Raw genomic sequence first — 14,772 nt, 5'->3', positions numbered from 1 at the left:
GCCGGATGGCACGCTCAGAGGCGGATTAGGATCAGTAGGCCACGCAGCGACGCACCGCGGGTGGCGGTGTCGGCAACAAGGATATCTGCGCGGTTGATCATAGGATTGAGGTTATACAACCCATGCCGGGAATGAAAAGAACGAATTTGCGTATAGTCGTCAGAAGGTTTTCATTTTCGACTAGGTTGATCCACACGAACTGGCAGCTAGGTCACTGATGATGAAGTCAGCTCTTGTCATCGGTGCATCAGGCGGAATTGGCAGCGCTTTGTCGCAACAACTGCGCCAACATTCTGTCGTCATAACGACCTTGTCGCGGTCCGTGGATAGGTTTGATCTGACGGACCCTGACAGTGTGAGTCGTGGGCTGGGTAATCTGAATGGCCCGTTCGACATGATTTTAATCGCCACTGGCGCGCTAGAGGTGAACGGGGCCGAGCCAGAAAAGACAATCAAGTCAGTCTCGGCCCCCGCCATGATGGAACAGTTTGCACTCAACGCGGTCGGGCCGGCGCTGGTACTTGGCCACGCACACAAGCTGTTGCCGCGCGGCAGGCAATGTGTTGTCGCGGTCTTGTCTGCCCGCGTCGGGTCGATCGGCGATAATCGTCTGGGTGGGTGGATCAGCTATCGCGCAGCAAAGGCTGCCCTGAACCAGATCGTTCGCACATCGGCGATAGAATTGGCGCGCACGCATCCGCAATCGATTTGCGTCGCCTTGCATCCAGGGACAGTTCGCACCAGCTTTACCCGAAAATATGCCGGACGCCATCCAACTGTCGCGCCAGAAGAGGCCGCCAAGAATTTGCTGGGCGTTATAGACCGTCTTACTCCGGCCCAGACAGGCGGATTTTTTGATTGGAAAGGTGAGACCGTGCCGTGGTGAGCGATGCTCAGTCAGCCGTGGGCGTGTCCTCTTCGGGGGTCTCTGTCGAAGGTGTTTCTGCAGGCTCTGCCACGTTTTCTTCTGGAAGCACTCCGTTTTCCCAGACACCGGATTCTTCCTGACCATTGGCGTAGCGAATTGTGCCGTCACCGTGGCGCTTGTTGTCCAGAAATCCACCTTCGTACACATCCCCCGTGGCATAGGTTGCGACCCCGGTGCCGCTTATTTTGCCTTCGACCCATCCACCGGTATAGGTGAAGCCGCGCGGTGTTGTGATGGTGCCCTGTCCGTGGCGTTTTCCGTCAGAAAACTCGCCGTCATACACGGTTCCGTCAGGAAAGCTGGCCTTTCCTTTTCCCTGCCGTGCGCCTTCTGCCCAGTCGCCCTCGTACCGGTATCCGTTCGCAAATGTCAGAACACCCGTCCCGTGACTGAGGCCATTTTTGAACTGTCCTGAATAGACTGCGCCATTTGGATAGGTTGCCTTGCCGGTTCCTTCAAACACCCCGGCAATCCAGTCACCTTCGTAGATGATGCCGTCAGAATAGGTATGCATCCCTTTGCCGTGCGGCAGGTCAGCGCTGAAGTCACCCACATAGGTCGAGCCGTCGGGGTAGGTAAGTTCGCCAAATCCTTGGATCTGCCCATCCGCCCAGTCTCCGTTGTATTCGAACCCGTCGGTTCCCAGAAAACGCCCTTTTCCGTGGCGCCGGTCGTCAAGGTAATCGCCGTCGTACGTCGCGCCATTGGCATAGGTTGCCTTGCCCTTGCCCTGACGCTGGCCATCCACAAGATCGCCCTCGTAGAGGTCGCCGTTCGCCTGAAGCAAACGCCCCTTACCGGTCATGCGATCTTCGGTCCATGCGCCTGTATATGTCATGCCATCGGGAATGGTCAGCGAGCCCTGACCGTGGCGTTGGCCGTTCTGGACGTCCCCCTCATACACGCTGCCCTGTGCTGACGTGATCTTTGCCTTGCCCTGTTTGGTTCCGTCCACCCAATCGCCGTCATATACGTAACCGCTTGGGTCAGTCAGAACACCCTTGCCGTGATAGCGCGCGTCTTTGAAGGCGCCCTCGTAGATCACACCATTTGCATAGGTCGCAATGCCGTTGCCGTTAATTGATCCGTTGGCCCATTCGCCCGCATAGCTGCCGCCGTCGGGATAGATGATCTTTCCCTGACCTTCCGGCTGGCCTTTCGCAAACATGCCTTCATAGACCGAGCCATTCACATATCGCGCGACGCCCTTGCCCTGAATCTCGCCCTCGGCCCATTCGCCGGAATATTCGAATCCGTTTGGCAGGCGATAAGATCCGGTGCCGTGGCGCAAACCATTCAGGAAAGTGCCTTCGTAAACACCGCCAACTTCGTCATCCGCGACAATCACCTGACCATCTTGCGCGGAGGCGGTCAGTGTCATCAAGGCCATCGCAGTTGCGGCCATCGAAGTGCGGAATGCGTTCATGGTTGTTCAGCCTGCCCGGTTATCGTCCTTTTGCGCAAAACTAAGATACCGATGGGGGCAGGGCAACGGCTTTTGCCGCATTTGTCTTTTCCTCGCGGTGCGATCTGTTAAATGGCATTAGAACAGACGAGGGCAAGAGGGCAGCATGGCCGACCGATTCCGCATCACTCTGGCGCAACTCAACCCTATTGTGGGGGATATTGACGGCAACGCCGCCAAGGCTATCGCCGCATGGGAAGACGCGCGCGAGGCCGGGGCCGACATGGTTGCGCTGCCTGAGATGTTCATTACCGGCTACAATACGCAGGATCTGGTGATGAAGCCTGCGTTTCATCGGTCTGCCATGGCTGCAATCGAAGAACTGGCTGCCAAATGCGCTGACGGACCGGCAATGGCCATCGGTGGGCCTTGGGTCGAGGATGAAAACCTTCATAACGCCTACCTGATCCTCAAGAATGGCAAGATTGGCAGCAAGGTGCTGAAGCACCACCTGCCCAACGAGACAGTATTTGACGAAGTCCGGTTGTATGACTCAGGCCCGCTAGGCGGCCCTTATTCTGTTGGCAATACGCGAATAGGCAGCCCTATCTGTGAAGACAGTTGGCACCCGGATGTTGCCGAAACACTCGAGGAAACAGGTGCCGAATTTCTGCTTGTTCCGAATGGTTCCCCATATTTTCGCAACAAGTACGATGTGCGCCTGAACCATATGGTTGCGCGGGTTGTCGAAACGGGCTTGCCGCTGATCTATCTCAATATGGTCGGTGGACAGGATGATCAGGTTTTTGACGGTGGCACATTTGGCCTGAACCCGGACGGCACACTTGCCTTCAGAATACCGGTCTTTGACGAAGCCCTGCGCCATATTGATCTTGAGCGTGGTGATGAGGGGTGGCGGATCGCACCCGCCGACGTTGCGCCGCAGCCTGATGAATGGGAGCAGGACTATCGCGCGATGGTTCAATCACTGCGCGACTACATGAGGAAAACAGGCTTCCAGAATGCACTGTTGGGTCTGTCGGGGGGCGTCGATTCTGCCCTTGTTGCAGCAATCGCCGTGGACGCGATTGGAGCCGAGAATGTCCGCTGTGTGATGTTGCCGTCGGAGTATACCAGCCAGGAGTCATTGGACGATGCCGAGGCCGTCGCCAAGGCGCTGGGTGTTCACTATGACTATGTGCCGATTTCAGACAGCCGGTCGGCTGTGACGGAAACGCTGGCGCCGCTATTCACCGGCCGCGAGGCCGATCTGACGGAAGAGAACATCCAATCCCGGCTGCGCGGGTTGCTGTTGATGGCGATCTCGAACAAATTTGGCGAGATGCTGCTGACCACTGGCAACAAGTCCGAAGTTGCCGTTGGGTATGCCACGATCTATGGCGACATGAATGGGGGCTATAACCCCATCAAGGACCTGTACAAAACGCGTGTGTTCGAGACGTGTCGCTGGCGCAACGCCAATCACCGTGACTGGATGTCCGGCCCATCGGGCGAGGTGATCCGGCCTTCCGTGATTGACAAACCCCCAAGTGCGGAATTGCGCGAGGATCAGAAAGATAGCGACAGTTTGCCGGACTATCCTGTTTTGGACACGATTTTGGATATTCTGGTGGATCAGGAGGGATCGATTGCGGATTGCATCGCGGCCGGTTTCGATGGCGACGTCGCGCGCCGGGTCGAGCATCTGATCTATATGAGCGAATACAAACGCTTTCAGTCCGCGCCGGGGACACGTTTGACCAGCCGCGCCTTTTGGTTGGATCGCAGATACCCAATTGTGAACCGCTGGCGCGACCGGTCCTAAAGGTATCGCAGGCCGTAAAGCGCCCAGTTTCGGATACAAATTACCCCCATTCATCGAACTGTTTCCAAATCCCATGGGTTTGGGGTCGCTTCCCTTGGGAACAGCGGTGGCTGCTTGATGATTTGACATCTTTTCGCCATAGTTTTGTTGAATTGTCGCCTCATGTGGGGCGGGTGTGACGCATTGCACTGGGCCACGAGCCTTTGACAGCTATCTGGCCAGATGCGGAACACTGATATGGGTTTTGGTTGTAATGGTCTGGTACGATTATGCGTGAGGAATATGATAAACCTCTCCACTCGCCTTTGCCGTGGAAGTCGATGGAATCACAAGGGCAAGCGCTGGACGAGGCGAAGATTGACACTGTCATTGCCGACCTCCTAAGCGAGGAGGCCTCTCCTCGGGCGGTCGAACCCGAAATCGCGCGACCCGCTGAAACCGCAGAATTGGACGCCGAAGACGAAAGGGCCGAGGATTCCTCGGAAACGGTCATCGGTTTCACGTCTGCCCTGCGCCAGAAATGGGCTGAATTGGTCGGCGCTGCCTGAACGTTTCGGTCGCGACCAGACGTGAAGCGTGCGCAGCGGCCACATATCATCAAAATAGTGTCAAACTCGACTTCGGTCGTATTGCTTCGGCACGATTGACGGGCATTCATTGCTGTCGGAGCAATGAATAATGAGCGGTAAATGCCCGGCCCGAAACCTACCCCTGTCGAACCTGATCTGAGCTTACCCAAAGCCGTGGACGTCGTTGTCATCGGGGGCGGAATCATCGGCTCTGCCACTGCTTTGGAGCTGTCAGAGCGCGGCCTGTCGGTGTTGCTTTGCGAAAAGGGTCATATCGCTGGCGAACAGAGCTCTCGTAATTGGGGGTGGGTTCGATTAGGGCTGCGGGATCCCCGGGAAATTCCGTTGATGATCGAATCTCAGCGTCTGTGGGATGATTTGGACCGTAGGACCAGTCGAAGAACAGGGTTTGTCCGCTCGGGAATTTTGTTTGGTGCATCGGGCCCCCGCGACCGCGACAATCTGGAGCGTTGGCTGACCCATGTGGACGGGCTGCAGACAGGTGCAGGAATGGTGTCCGGGGCGGACCTGAAAGAGCTTTTGCCGGGGTGTTCCTCAGAGTTGGATTGGGCCTTGCATATGCCGCAGGACGGCCGTGCCGAGCCGCAATGGGCCGCGCCTGCCATGGCCGAAGCTGCGCGCGACCGGGGTGCCTCGGTGATGACCAACTGCGCGGTGCGCAGCGTGGATGTGCAAGGCGGTCGCGTCGCAGGTGTCTTCACCGAAAGGGGGCGCGTGGCCTGTACACAGGTCGTGCTGGCCGGCGGTGCCTGGTCGCGTCTTTTTGCTGGAAATGCGGGGATCGACCTGCCGCAACTCAAGGTGTTGAACACGGTGCTGCGCACTTCGCCCGCTGACGGACCTGAAACGGCATTGTGGTCTGATGACTTTGCCATAAGAAAACGCGCGGACGGGGGCTATTCCATTGCCTCGGGGCACGAAAACACGGTCGATATCGTGCCTGACAGTTTTAGACTGGCGCGGCGCTTTCTGCCGGCCTACAGGCAAGAGTGGCGGTCGCTGCGGTTTCGTTTATCCAAGCGATGGGCAGTTGAGGCACAACAGGACCAGAGGTGGCTGCCCACGGATGTCACGCCGTTTGAGCATTGCCGCGTTCTGGACCCGGAACCGTCACGCAAAGTTCTGAGACAGGTTTGGTCACGGGCCAGTAAAAGCGTACCTGCATTGAAGCAGGCAGAGATCGTTCAAAGCTGGGCGGGCATGATTGATGTGACCCCAGATGCAATTCCGGTCATGTCGAGCGTCGACGAGATGCCCGGAATGTTCATCGCCACAGGATTTTCGGGCCACGGGTTCGGTATCGGGCCCGGGGCAGGGCGGTTGATGGCCGATCTTGTGACCGGAGTCGCCCCATGCGTGGACCCGGCCGCGTTTCGTCTGTCTCGGTTTACAGACGGCTCGAAGGTGCGGCCGGATCCTGGATATTAGGGTTTAGCCCATCATCTGATAGCTGACCGGGACAAAGCGGAATCCGTCGCCGCGGGTTTCGACAAACCCTGCTGACGGGAAGGGCATGTGATACCCGATCATCGGTACTTTATCTGCGGCCAACATTCCCAACACGTTGCGCCGTGACTGCGTCGCTGCGGCCTTGTCCATGTCAAAACGGACCTCCCATTCCGGATGCGCGAAAGACCAGACATAGTGGTTGGCCAGATCAGCGGTCAGCACCAGACGCTGGCCGTTGCTTTCCAGATGATAGACCGTGTGGCCCGGTGTATGACCATATGCAGCCACGGCTGTAATGCCCGAGGTGACCTCGCCGCCGTCCTCAAGGAACGACATTTTCTCGGCCTGCGGGGTGACTTTGGCGGCCACCAGATCGCCAACGCGGTTCCCGGCGTCTTGCGCGGCCCAGAAATCATATTCCGGCGATGCAGTCACGAAGCGCGCATTTGCAAAGGTGGGTGCGTCATTTGTGGTCATGCCGCCGATATGGTCAGGGTGCATATGGGTGATCACGACGACGTCGATCTGATCTGCAGAGACACCTGCATCCGCCAGCGCGGCCTGAATGCCGCCTTGGCCCAGCCCTGTGTCGAACAGAACCAGCTCGGACCCTGTATTGACCAGCGTCGGGGTGAAGAAGAACTGTGCCACGTCTGGCGAGATGAAATTGTCGGCCGAGACCTTGGCGAAATCCTCATCCGAGGCACCACCGCCGAAGATATCTTTTGCGCCATCACGGGGCAGACTGCCATCCAATAGGGTCGTGACGGTAAAATCACCCAGTTGAAAGGATTTGGCGATGGTCGAGTTGGCCTTGGTTTCAGCTCCTGCAGCCAGAAGCGGTGTGGCTACTGATGCAAACGGCAATGCCGCCGCAGCGCCCAAAGCGGCCCGGCGGGTCAGTTTAACGGTCATTTTTGATCTCCCTGTGTATCCCAGCAGGTGAAAGATAGGTCGTCGATATCAACTTGCCACTTGAAGTTACCGTGAACGGGGCTGTGGCTGGACAAAACGCCCATCCTGTGACAAGAGCCGCGCCAACAGGAGACACCTATGACAACCACCCGTTTCGCCCCGTCGCCCACCGGTTACATCCATGTGGGCAACCTGCGCACCGCCCTGATGAACTATCTGATCGCCCGCAAAGCAGGCGGTACATTCATCCTGCGTATCGACGACACCGACCCCGAGCGGTCGAAGGAAGAATACGTCGACGCGATCAAACAGGATCTGGAGTGGCTGGGACTGCATTGGGACAGGGTCGAACGTCAGTCTGACAGACTGGACCGCTATGCCGAGGCTGCCGACAAACTGCGCGAGATGGGCCGGTTCTATGAGGCGTTTGAGACCCCGACCGAGCTGGATCTGAAGCGCAAGAAACAACTGAATATGGGCAAGCCTCCGGTCTATGACCGCGCGGCGTTGAACCTTAGCGATGCTGAAAAAGAGGCCCTGCGCGCCGAGCGTGGCAACGGCGTCTGGCGCTTCAAGCTGGATCACGAGCGGATCGAGTGGAATGACGGCATTCTGGGCGACATCTCGATTGATGCGGCATCGGTTTCTGACCCGGTGCTGATCCGCGGCGACGGGCAGGTTCTTTACACAATTGCGTCGGTTGTTGATGACACCGAGATGGGTGTGACGGACGTGGTGCGTGGCTCGGACCACGTGACCAACACCGCGACGCAGATTCAGATCATTGAGGCACTGGGCGGCACATGCCCGCGCTTTGCGCACCATTCGCTGTTGACCGGCCCGCAGGGTGAGGCGCTGTCGAAACGTCTGGGCACGCTGGCGTTGCGCGATCTGCGCGAACAGGGTGTGCAGCCGATGGCTCTGTTGAGCCTGATGGCGCGTCTGGGTTCGTCCGATCCGGTTGAATTGCGCTCGGAAATGGCCGAGCTGATTGACGGGTTTGATATTACCCGCTTCGGTGCGGCGCCGACCAAGTTCGACGTGCAGGACCTGTTCCCTCTGACCGCAAAGCACCTACAGTCTTTGCCGCTGGCGGATGTTGCCGACGCTGTGGCGGACGCTGGTGTTCCGACGGAAGTGGCTGAACCCTTCTGGGCCATGGCACGCGAGAACATCACCACGCTGGCCGACCTGAAAGGCTGGTGGGAGCTGTGCCGCGATGGGGCCGAGCCCTTGATCGCCGACGAGGACCGTGAATTCATCGCCGAGGCCATTGCGCTGCTGCCCGAAGGTCCGTTCGATGGGGAAACCTGGGGTACCTGGACCAAAGATGTGAAAGAGGCCACAGGCCGTAAAGGCAAGGGTTTGTTCATGCCCTTGCGCAAGGCGCTGACGGGTATGGAACGGGGTCCCGAGATGGCCGCCTTGTTGCCATTGCTGCAAGTGATCCGCGCGCGGGGGTGATGAACGCGCCTTGTGGCGTGTGTCTCCGACGGAAATATTTTATAACAGAAGAAGGGCCGGGGTTTGACCTCGGCCTTTTTTATTGGGCGTTGACGATGGTTGCAGAGAGATGCTGCAGGCGGTCGTCGACAAAGCGCGTTTCGTCAGGTTTGAGCTGTTGGTGGCGCGGGTAACGTGGTTCGGCCCGATCGTTCAGGATCGGCGCGTCCCACCCTTCGGTGGTGGTAAAGAAACGCTCGGCCCCTTCTTCGCCAAAGGCGCGCAGATACCCCTGAACGACGACGTCAATATAGCTGAGCAATAGCGGGTGTTGGTCCGTCGGCTCGCTGTGCCGTTCGTGCGGAACAGCATATACGGCGATCTCAACATCGTGGGTCAGGGGATGCGAGATGGAATGCGTCGCGGGCACGCGATCATAAGCCCATTCCCGTTCATCCAACGCGGCCCAATCGTTTTTGGGAACATGGGCGATCATGCCTTCGATTTCAGAGTTCGCGTCCGGAACCGCAGTCAGAAAAGCGACAGGGCGCAGGTCTGTGTGTTTCCATGCGCGTCGCCACCCCTTTAGCCGGGCGGGGCGGGGATCGGGAAAGTCGTGGGTGGCGAGGTTCACGAGGCTGCCGTAGCCAAAGAAATAGGGATCTGCCATGTCTTCCTGTGTTCTGCTGGGGCAATTGATGTATGTCAAACCGCCTTTTTGTCAGACATGCAATAAGATCCCATCTTGAAATTTGGGAGGCCATTATGCGCATCACCAAAAGGACGAACATAGCAGTGCGCCTGTTGATGTATTGTGCGGCGCATCAAGACAGGTTGGTGACCAAGTCCGAGATCGCCGAAGCTTGCAATATCTCGGAAAACCATCTGGCGCAGGTGATCAATCAACTGAGTCAACTGAATTATCTCAGCACGCAACGCGGGCGGAACGGTGGTTTGGCGCTTGCGCGTCCGGCCGATCAGATCCGTATCGGGTCGGTTTTCCGCCACGTGGAAGGCAACCTGCCGCTGGCAGAGTGTTTTGCGGATGCCGATAATACCTGTCCGTTGACAGATGCCTGCCGGTTGCGACTGGCACTGCAGGATGCGGCCGAAGTATTTTATGCCTCGCTGGATGAGATCACTTTGGACGCGCTGGTGTGTGACAACGACCAGTTGTTGAAAATTCTGCAACCGGTGGCCTGTGTAAGGTAAGTTCAATCGCTGGCCCGCAGTATGCGGGCCGGGCGCACCGCAAGGGGGCGCAGGGCAAAGACAAGGCCCGCGCCCAGTGTCACGAAAATACCGGCCAGAACGATGCCGATGGCCGAAGGCCAAATGACGGTGAAATCTGCGTCAAAGATGAATGTCGCCACGGCCCATCCGCCCAGAACACCGGCCAGCAATGCGACGGAGCCTGCCGCAGCCCCCAGAAGTACTGCGCGCAGGGCAAAGCTCAGCAATATGCGGCGTCTGTCGGCGCCCAGTGTCTTTAGGATTGCGGCCTCATACCTGCGGGCGGGTTCACCCGCGGCGGCGGCCCCGATCAACACCAGAAAGCCTGTCAGTAGCGAAACACCAGCCCCGTAAGACGTTGCCGCCGCCAGACCTGCCAAAAGGCCCGACACTCGGTCGATCGCATCGCGCACGCGGATCGCGGTGATATTTGGAAATTGACCTGCCAGATCGCGCAGAATGGCGGCTTCGGCCTGTTCTTCGGCATAGACGGTGGCGATGAAACTATGCGGTGCACCGGCAAGGGCTGACGGGTTCATGGACATGATGAAACCTATTCCCGCGGTCGAGAAATCTACCTCACGCAGTGAGGTCACTTTGGCCGTAATATCACGCCCCAGAATGTTGACCGTCAATTCATCACCGAGCTTTAGGCCCATTTCCTCGGCTTCTTCGGCTGCAAAGCTGACTTGGGGGCCGCCCGAGTAACCTTCTGGCCACCATTGGCCTGCGGTAATCCGTGTGTTTTTTGGGGGCAGCGCCGAATACGTCACGCCACGATCGCCATCCAGAACCCAATGATCGCCAGCGGTGTCCCGCGCCGGGCGTCCGTTGATCTGGGTGATGATGCCCCGCAGCATCGGTGCGCTCTCTACGCGGATGACGGCTGAATCTTTTGACAATCGGTCAGAAAAGCCGGGCATTTGGTCTTTCTGAATGTCGACGAAAAAGTAGGATGGTGCCACATCCGGCAGGTTTCCTGAGATTGCATTGCGCAATGTCCCGTCGATTTGTCCGACTGCCGCCAATACAGAAAGTCCCAACCCCAAGGATAGCACGACCGAAGCTGCGCCTTCGCGGGGGTTGGAAATCGCCGCCAACGCCCAGCGTAGGGCGGGGCGACCACGGGCCGGTTTTGCCGCGAGGCGTGAAAGCCTGCGGATACCCAGCGCAGAAAGCGACAAAAGAAGTAGCGCGGCAATCAACCCTCCGCTGGTCCACAGTGTCAGGCGCGCAGACCCGCTGAACCACGCTGCGGCTGAAATCAGCAGCACCAGACCAATGCCAGTCGCAATCACATACACGGGGCGAGGCAGAACCCTTGCCGAGGTCAGGGCATCGCGAAACAAGGTTGCGGCGCGGACTTCTTCTGTTCGGGCCAGTGGCCAAAGTGTGAATAATAAGGCAGTCAAAAGCCCGTAGAGCGCGGCCTCTGCCAAGGGCTGCGGGTAGAGTGAAAACACAGCGGGCACAGGCAGGCGGGCTTCGATCAAAGGTGCCAAGACCAGAGGTGCAACCCCGCCCAATATCAGACCCATAACGATGCCAATGCCGGATAGGATACCGATCTGGATCATATAGGTTTGAAAGATGGTTGCTTTATCTGCGCCCAATGTCCGCAGAGTTGCGATTGTTTCGGTCTTCTGGGCGAGATAAGCGCGCACTGCGGCGGAAACACCGATGCCGCCGACTGCCAGACCGGACAACCCAACCAAAACCAGAAAGGCGCTTAGACGTGCGACGAATTCGGAAATTCCCGGTGCTCCGTTTCGTGCGTCGGTCCAGCGCATGCCAGTTCCGTCAAAGAACGTCTGCGCACTTGCCGATAGCGTTCCGAGATCAGCGTCTTGCGGCAGCTCCAACCGGTATTTCGTTGAAAACAGCGTCCCCGGTGCCAGTAGGCCAGACGAGTGCAGGTCCCTTGTTCGGACCATCGTTCGCGGCCCCAACCCAAACCCATCTGCGGCCCCGTCCGGCTCATGCAGCAGGGCTGCCATCAATATAAAGTCTTGATTCCCAAGCGTAACCCGGTCGCCTATCGACAGACCCAACCTGTCGATCAGAATTCGATCCATGACCGCGCCGGGCAGCGACCCCTGTCCGTCCAACGCGACAGAGAGCGGCATTTCGGGCTCCAACACGGGCGACCCCAAAAGGGGATAGGCGTCATCGATAGATTTCACCTGTGTCAGGGCGCGTTGCGTTTCGCCGTTCAACTGGACAACGGCCATTGAGCGAAAATCTACGACTTCGGACAGGGCTCTTGCCGTTTGCTGCATCCAGGCGCGTTCTTCGTTATTGGCGAAGCGGTAGGTGAACTCCAACTGGGCATCGCCACCCAAAAGGGCCGCGCCTTCTTTGGACAGTCCGGTCTGGATGGCGTGGCGAACGGATCCGACTGCTGCGATTGCCGCGGCCCCTAACGCCAGACAAGCGAGGAATACCTGAAATCCCCGCAGCCCTCCGCGCAGTTCGCGACGCGCCAAACGCGCGGCAAGGCGCAGGCTCATTCCGCAGCCTCTTGCCGCGTGTCTTCGGTTATGCGCCCGTCGCGCAGCCGGATCACCCGGTCACATTTTTGGGCTAGGCTGTGGCTGTGCGTGACCAGTATGAGGGTGGCACCATGTCGATCCCGTAGGTCGAACAGCAAGTCAACAATCGCAGTACCGTTTGCTTCGTCCAGATTCCCGGTGGGTTCGTCGGCCAGCAATATCTGAGGGCGCGGTGCGACGGCGCGCGCTAGGGCCACGCGCTGTTGCTCACCGCCTGATAGCTGCGCGGGGTAGTGATCCCAGCGATGCGCCAGCCCGACGGCCTCTAGTTCCGTTTCTGCCCGCGAGAAAGCATCGCGATACCCGGCCAGTTCCAATGGCGTGGCGACGTTCTCTAAGGCCGTCATCGAGGGTATGAGGTGGAAGTTCTGGAAAACAACGCCCATCGCGCTGCGCCTGAAACGGGCCAGTGCGTCTTCGTCCATGTCGGTCAGATCGTGATCCAGCGCGGTAATCCTGCCGCTAGTCGCCTGCTCCAATCCGCCCATCAGCATCAGCAATGACGACTTGCCCGATCCTGACGGTCCAACCAGACCCAGCGTTTCCCCCTTGTTTACCGATAAACTGATGTCGTGCAGAATATCCACCTGACCGGCATTGCCATCCAGCGACAAAGCGGCATTTTGAAGCGAGAGAACAGGTGATGTCATAGGTCAATCCAAGCGGAGGCGGTCAATTGGGATATGGAGCGGTTGGGATTTTGCGCAAGGCCTTGATGTCGGGCGCGTTTGCGTGCTGCGGCTTTGCGGTCACAGCCGAAACCGTTGTTATCGCGGCTTTGGGTGACTCGCTGACCCAAGGCTATGGGTTGCCCGAACAGGATGGATTTGTTCCGCAGCTTTCAAGCTGGCTTCGGGACAAAGGGGCCGACGTGCGGCTGATTAACGCCGGAGTGTCCGGAGATACCACTGCGGGTGGGGCGTCGCGTGTCGATTGGACCCTGACGCCCGACGTGGACGGAATGATCGTCGCATTGGGCGGGAATGACCTGTTGCGGGGGATCGACCCGGCCGTGTCACGCTCTAACCTCGAAGCGATCTTGCAGGCCACGGACGCCGCAATGGTCGAGGTCCTGCTGGTCGGCATGCAAGCGCCGGGGAATTACGGCGCCGCCTATAAGTCAGAATTTGACGCAATTTACCCTGATCTGGCCGCACAGTTTCAGACCGGATACGCTCCGGATTTTTTCGCGGGATTGGTGGCAGAGGGCGATCCGAATGCCGCCCGCGCTTACCTCCAGCCCGACGGCATCCATCCAAACGCCAAGGGTGTTTCCCTGATTGTTGAGGCGATCGGCCCAAGTGTTCTGGATCTGGTGAACCAGATCAACGACTGATCAGACCACCGTAACAACGGTTCCGACTGGAACGCGCTCATACAGGTCGATGACGTGCGCGTTCAGCATTCTGATGCACCCGTTCGAGGCCGCTGTTCCGATCGTCTGCGGCTGCGTCGTTCCGTGAATTCGGAAATAGGTGTCGACTCCGTTCTGGAACAGATAAAGGGCGCGTGCACCCAATGGATTATCGCCCCCACCCGGTTGGACATAGTCGTTGTCCTTAAAGCGGGCATATGTCCTTGGTTCCCGTTCAATCATCTCTTCGGTTGGCCGCCAGGTGGGCCATTCTTTCTTGACGTCGATTGTAGCGGTTCCGGTGAATTCCAGCCCGGCCTTGCCGACACCGCAGCCATAGCGAATGGCCTTGCGTGGTTCGGTCACGTAGTAGAGGTAGAAAGAGCGCGGAACCACCAACAACTGGCCCGGCAGAAATTCTTTCTTGATCCGCACATATTGCGGCGTGGGATCGTATTCGACGGCTTTATTCTTCGCCGTGGCCATTCCGGGGATCAAGCAGGTGGCTGCGGCTGTGGTAACGAATGTGCGACGTGTGAACATAGTGGTTCTCTTCAAATTAACACGGAAATCATAACGATAATGTTGAATGATATCCGATCCGGTCAATCACCGGGACAGAGTAACCGAAAAGTGATGTATTCCTGCGGACACAGTTTCGTCGTGGTGCCGCCGGTCAAAAAACAAGTCGAAAAAGAAAAAGGGCAGGGGATTATCCCTGCCCTTGGAACGGCTTACGCCAGTTCGATATTGTCAGCGCTTTCGCGGCCGTCACGACCCGAGCGCAGCTCGTACGTGACTTTCTGGTTGTCGGCCAGGCCGGTCAGGCCCGAGCGTTCGACGGCCGAGATGTGCACAAAGATGTCTTTGCCGCCATCTTCGGGTGCGATAAAGCCGTAGCCTTTGGTGGTGTTGAACCATTTAACGGTGCCTGCAGGCATATCCGTGTCTCCTGTTTAGTGCTGCCCACGTGGTTGCGGCAGCCTGGCGTCGTCGGTCTGGATCGAGTGACTGAGCGCCGTAGAAGGAGACAGTAGGTCGAAATAGAAAAACGTAAGCCCTTTGGATATGGCATCGA

14 protein-coding genes are annotated in these 14,772 nt (G+C 58.2%); 7 read left to right on the top strand and 7 right to left on the bottom strand.

Annotated elements, in window-relative coordinates; genetic code table 11:
* Window positions 1–220: 220 nt before the first annotated feature.
* Window positions 221–886, top strand: coding sequence for an SDR family NAD(P)-dependent oxidoreductase (locus RUESEDTHA_RS04410; protein WP_180884763.1), 666 nt, complete (start codon window positions 221–223; stop codon window positions 884–886).
* Window positions 887–893: 7 nt separating this feature from the next.
* Here RUESEDTHA_RS04410 and RUESEDTHA_RS04405 read toward each other — a convergent pair whose 3' ends face one another.
* The gene (locus RUESEDTHA_RS04405; protein ID WP_180884761.1) at window positions 894–2,354 is read right to left on the bottom strand and encodes an MORN repeat-containing protein; all 1,461 of its coding nucleotides are present in this window, start codon (window positions 2,352–2,354) and stop codon (window positions 894–896) included.
* A 145-nt stretch (window positions 2,355–2,499) separates the two neighbouring features.
* On the opposite strand from RUESEDTHA_RS04405, the gene RUESEDTHA_RS04400 reads away from it, so the two are divergent.
* The 3 genes from RUESEDTHA_RS04400 (at window position 2,500) to RUESEDTHA_RS04390 (ending at window position 6,176) form a co-directional block, all read left to right on the top strand.
* A complete protein-coding gene (locus RUESEDTHA_RS04400) occupies window positions 2,500–4,158 on the top strand; it encodes an NAD+ synthase (protein WP_180884759.1) in 1,659 nt (552 codons plus the stop codon).
* A 269-nt stretch (window positions 4,159–4,427) separates the two neighbouring features.
* Window positions 4,428–4,706: a hypothetical protein gene (locus RUESEDTHA_RS04395; RefSeq protein ID WP_180884757.1), complete on the top strand. Its 279-nt coding sequence runs from the start codon at window positions 4,428–4,430 to the stop codon at window positions 4,704–4,706.
* A 141-nt stretch (window positions 4,707–4,847) separates the two neighbouring features.
* On the top strand, window positions 4,848–6,176 hold the full coding sequence (locus tag RUESEDTHA_RS04390) for an FAD-binding oxidoreductase (protein ID WP_180884755.1): 1,329 nt from the start codon (window positions 4,848–4,850) through the stop codon (window positions 6,174–6,176).
* Window positions 6,177–6,179: 3 nt separating this feature from the next.
* Here RUESEDTHA_RS04390 and RUESEDTHA_RS04385 read toward each other — a convergent pair whose 3' ends face one another.
* Window positions 6,180–7,112, bottom strand: a complete 933-nt coding sequence (locus tag RUESEDTHA_RS04385; RefSeq protein ID WP_180884754.1) for an MBL fold metallo-hydrolase — start codon at window positions 7,110–7,112, stop codon at window positions 6,180–6,182.
* Window positions 7,113–7,250: 138 nt separating this feature from the next.
* Here RUESEDTHA_RS04385 and gltX point away from each other — a divergent pair, with 138 nt between their 5' ends.
* On the top strand, window positions 7,251–8,576 hold the full coding sequence (gene gltX / locus RUESEDTHA_RS04380) for a glutamate--tRNA ligase (protein WP_180884752.1): 1,326 nt from the start codon (window positions 7,251–7,253) through the stop codon (window positions 8,574–8,576).
* Between the two features lie 79 nt (window positions 8,577–8,655).
* On the opposite strand, the gene RUESEDTHA_RS04375 is transcribed toward gltX, so the two are convergent.
* Window positions 8,656–9,225, bottom strand: a complete 570-nt coding sequence (locus RUESEDTHA_RS04375; protein WP_180884750.1) for a gamma-glutamylcyclotransferase family protein — start codon at window positions 9,223–9,225, stop codon at window positions 8,656–8,658.
* Window positions 9,226–9,320: 95 nt separating this feature from the next.
* Between RUESEDTHA_RS04375 and RUESEDTHA_RS04370 the strand changes: the two genes are divergently transcribed.
* Window positions 9,321–9,767: an Rrf2 family transcriptional regulator gene (locus tag RUESEDTHA_RS04370; protein ID WP_180884748.1), complete on the top strand. Its 447-nt coding sequence runs from the start codon at window positions 9,321–9,323 to the stop codon at window positions 9,765–9,767.
* A gap of 2 nt (window positions 9,768–9,769) precedes the next feature.
* Here the strand turns inward: RUESEDTHA_RS04370 and RUESEDTHA_RS04365 are convergent, their stop codons facing one another.
* Together RUESEDTHA_RS04365 and RUESEDTHA_RS04360 are read right to left on the bottom strand one after the other, a co-directional pair.
* On the bottom strand, window positions 9,770–12,298 hold the full coding sequence (locus tag RUESEDTHA_RS04365; RefSeq protein ID WP_180884746.1) for an ABC transporter permease: 2,529 nt from the start codon (window positions 12,296–12,298) through the stop codon (window positions 9,770–9,772).
* Complete coding sequence (locus tag RUESEDTHA_RS04360; RefSeq protein ID WP_180884744.1) at window positions 12,295–12,990, bottom strand: ABC transporter ATP-binding protein; 696 nt, start codon at window positions 12,988–12,990, stop codon at window positions 12,295–12,297. The genes RUESEDTHA_RS04365 and RUESEDTHA_RS04360 overlap by 4 nt, the downstream gene beginning before the upstream one ends.
* Before the next feature lie 65 nt (window positions 12,991–13,055).
* Here RUESEDTHA_RS04360 and RUESEDTHA_RS04355 point away from each other — a divergent pair, with 65 nt between their 5' ends.
* Window positions 13,056–13,676, top strand: coding sequence for an arylesterase (locus RUESEDTHA_RS04355; RefSeq protein ID WP_180885900.1), 621 nt, complete (start codon window positions 13,056–13,058; stop codon window positions 13,674–13,676).
* On the opposite strand, the gene RUESEDTHA_RS04350 is transcribed toward RUESEDTHA_RS04355, so the two are convergent.
* Both RUESEDTHA_RS04350 and RUESEDTHA_RS04345 read right to left on the bottom strand, forming a co-directional pair.
* Window positions 13,677–14,237, bottom strand: coding sequence for a L,D-transpeptidase (locus tag RUESEDTHA_RS04350; RefSeq protein WP_180884742.1), 561 nt, complete (start codon window positions 14,235–14,237; stop codon window positions 13,677–13,679).
* Window positions 14,238–14,428: 191 nt separating this feature from the next.
* Window positions 14,429–14,635 (bottom strand): cold-shock protein, encoded by a 207-nt coding sequence (locus tag RUESEDTHA_RS04345; RefSeq protein ID WP_170378838.1) that lies wholly within the window; start codon window positions 14,633–14,635, stop codon window positions 14,429–14,431.
* Window positions 14,636–14,772: the final 137 nt, after the last annotated feature.

The organism is Ruegeria sp. THAF57, from assembly GCF_903914075.1.
Taxonomy (GTDB): Bacteria; Pseudomonadota; Alphaproteobacteria; order Rhodobacterales; family Rhodobacteraceae; genus Ruegeria.
This window is presented reverse-complemented; position numbering and strand designations above follow the sequence as displayed.

Coding starts and splice junctions, on each gene's coding strand:
- RUESEDTHA_RS04375 (WP_180884750.1), bottom strand. CDS start 9,225: ATGGCAGATCCCTATTTCTTTGGCTACGGCAGCCTCGTGAACCTCGCC.
- RUESEDTHA_RS04410 (WP_180884763.1), top strand. CDS start 221: ATGAAGTCAGCTCTTGTCATCGGTGCATCAGGCGGAATTGGCAGCGCT.
- RUESEDTHA_RS04400 (WP_180884759.1), top strand. CDS start 2,500: ATGGCCGACCGATTCCGCATCACTCTGGCGCAACTCAACCCTATTGTG.
- RUESEDTHA_RS04355 (WP_180885900.1), top strand. CDS start 13,056: ATGTCGGGCGCGTTTGCGTGCTGCGGCTTTGCGGTCACAGCCGAAACC.
- gltX (WP_180884752.1), top strand. CDS start 7,251: ATGACAACCACCCGTTTCGCCCCGTCGCCCACCGGTTACATCCATGTG.
- RUESEDTHA_RS04370 (WP_180884748.1), top strand. CDS start 9,321: ATGCGCATCACCAAAAGGACGAACATAGCAGTGCGCCTGTTGATGTAT.
- RUESEDTHA_RS04405 (WP_180884761.1), bottom strand. CDS start 2,354: ATGAACGCATTCCGCACTTCGATGGCCGCAACTGCGATGGCCTTGATG.
- RUESEDTHA_RS04395 (WP_180884757.1), top strand. CDS start 4,428: ATGCGTGAGGAATATGATAAACCTCTCCACTCGCCTTTGCCGTGGAAG.
- RUESEDTHA_RS04350 (WP_180884742.1), bottom strand. CDS start 14,237: ATGTTCACACGTCGCACATTCGTTACCACAGCCGCAGCCACCTGCTTG.
- RUESEDTHA_RS04360 (WP_180884744.1), bottom strand. CDS start 12,990: ATGACATCACCTGTTCTCTCGCTTCAAAATGCCGCTTTGTCGCTGGAT.
- RUESEDTHA_RS04390 (WP_180884755.1), top strand. CDS start 4,848: ATGCCCGGCCCGAAACCTACCCCTGTCGAACCTGATCTGAGCTTACCC.
- RUESEDTHA_RS04345 (WP_170378838.1), bottom strand. CDS start 14,635: ATGCCTGCAGGCACCGTTAAATGGTTCAACACCACCAAAGGCTACGGC.
- RUESEDTHA_RS04385 (WP_180884754.1), bottom strand. CDS start 7,112: ATGACCGTTAAACTGACCCGCCGGGCCGCTTTGGGCGCTGCGGCGGCA.
- RUESEDTHA_RS04365 (WP_180884746.1), bottom strand. CDS start 12,298: ATGAGCCTGCGCCTTGCCGCGCGTTTGGCGCGTCGCGAACTGCGCGGA.